Below are 1,893 nucleotides of genomic sequence, written 5' to 3' on the forward strand. Positions count from 1 at the left end.
CCTTGATAATTACTCCGTTTGGGTAAATAACCTCTACAGCTGTCGAAATAGCAACTGGAGGGATGGTAACTCTAACAAAATTGGGAACAGCTTGTTTTCGTCTATTGCGCGATACCCAGTTGGCAAAAGTGGTACGTTTGACTCCAAGGGTCTTGCAGTATTCATTCTGGCTAAGCCCACTGGTGCGCCAAGCCTCAACTGCTAACATTTTTTCTTCTGATGTTCTCATATATTTCTTTTATGCAAAGAAAAACATCGTGAAAGTTATTTAAAAGATGTACTTGGTAGGCTGCTTACAACTGTTGTGCTACTATTTATCTTTTATACTATATTCGGCTGAAGGAATTCTATTTCAGCCACATCGCCAAGCTGCAAAACGTTAGGTGTAATAGCTAAGAGACATTAAACATAGGCAACGAAACATCATTTTGGAGACTTTTTAGATAGAACAGACGACTATTGGACGACAATTCCAAATAGAGAAAGGTTTGCATTTATTGCCGACTTTGAAATAGCAAACAAGGACGAAGTAAAAATATTGACAATTAGCAAAACCCAAGACAAAAATCATTGGGAACAAATTTTTGACTGCCTAAATCTTGAAGAAATGACACTTCACGACCCAAGCAAAGAACAAGTTAAAGCTATTCGCAGACTGACAAACATAAAGCGATTAAGAGTAACTTTTTTGAGAGCACCAAACATAGAGTTTATTGGTGACTTGGAAAATTTAGAAGAATTAATTCTCGAATATGTTTCCGGGTTTTCAGATTTGATACCATTGAGAAAATTAAAAAAGCTGAAATCTGTTCATTTTGAAAATTTAAGAAGAATAAATGATTTTGGCGGTTTAGCAGGAATAGAAGGTTTGAGATATATATACATAAATGGAACTTTTGATTGGAGCCAGCCCGTTGAGAGTTTTGACTTTTTAAGCGAAATACCTAATTTGGAAATTCTTGCAATAGGCTTTGGAGTTAAAATGATCAATCCATCTATCCTATATTCAAATCAATTATCAAGAATAATAAAATTAAAAAATTAAGATTAGGCAGAGCGTTTTGCAGTTTAGAAGACTATGCTTTTGCTGAAGTACTATTAGGGAAAGAAAACATTACTTATACAGATGAAACGCCTGTGAAACTATTCTATGAACATAAAGGACAAATTGACTTTTTAGGAAAAGGAATGAGAAGCATATCTTCTGCAGATTCAAAGGATAAATGCGAAAAGGTAAGACAGGAATATGAAAGTTTGAAAATAAAAGCGAATGACTATTTGAAAAGCTACTGTGGCTAACAAGGTATTGCCAGAAGCGGGGATGAACGTCTTCGATTGGACATTTGTACAAAGTTAATTTTTGTGCTTCGATTGAAAATTTCCGCTTTCGGCAATACCCAAAACGTTGCCTGCAAGCGTAGTGCGACACCAGACAAAACATTGACCAACTTAAATTGACCGTATGATTTCGACAAAAGACTTCAGTTCATTGCCAGACAAAAAAACGTTGCAGACAATTTGCAAAGCGATTTCAGTTTTGGACGCAATAATTTCACAAGAATGGCAATATCGTTATTATTCATACAATAACAAAGTAAGCAGCCTACGAAGTCCATATTTTAATTGACCCTCCAGATGTTTTTCTTTGAAAAAAAATAAATTCATGAAAACATCAGAAGAAAAAATGTTAGCCGTTGAGGCTTGGCGTGTAAGTGGCATGACCCAGCAGGAATATTGTAAGACCCTTGGGGTAAAACGCACCACTTTTGCCAATTGGGTATCCCGCAACAAACGGAAAAGGGCTGTTTCTAACTTTGTCAGGGTTACTGCCACAACTGTTATCACACCAACACTTATCGATGTTGTCTATCCAAACGGGGTAATCGTTAAGGC

Annotated in this window: 3 protein-coding genes; 2 read left to right on the forward strand and 1 reads right to left on the reverse strand. The window is 36.2% G+C overall.

What is annotated here, in order from left to right; all coding sequences use genetic code 11:
* Positions 1-229 (reverse strand): IS66 family insertion sequence element accessory protein TnpA (tnpA, locus tag EZ449_RS22455; RefSeq protein ID WP_131561790.1); only part of this gene is annotated, 229 nt, incomplete at its 3' end.
* Between the two features lie 378 nt (positions 230-607).
* On the opposite strand from tnpA (EZ449_RS22455), the gene EZ449_RS22460 reads away from it, so the two are divergent.
* Both EZ449_RS22460 and tnpA (EZ449_RS22465) read left to right on the forward strand, forming a co-directional pair.
* Complete coding sequence (locus EZ449_RS22460; protein ID WP_131563123.1) at positions 608-1,045, forward strand: hypothetical protein; 438 nt, start codon at positions 608-610, stop codon at positions 1,043-1,045.
* A gap of 618 nt (positions 1,046-1,663) precedes the next feature.
* Positions 1,664-1,893 (forward strand): IS66 family insertion sequence element accessory protein TnpA (gene tnpA / locus EZ449_RS22465; protein ID WP_131563125.1); only part of this gene is annotated, 230 nt, incomplete at its 3' end.

This window comes from Pedobacter frigidisoli (assembly GCF_004331675.1).
Classification (GTDB): Bacteria; Bacteroidota; Bacteroidia; order Sphingobacteriales; family Sphingobacteriaceae; genus Pedobacter; species Pedobacter frigidisoli.

Coding starts and splice junctions, on each gene's coding strand:
- EZ449_RS22460 (WP_131563123.1), top strand. CDS start 608: ATGACACTTCACGACCCAAGCAAAGAACAAGTTAAAGCTATTCGCAGA.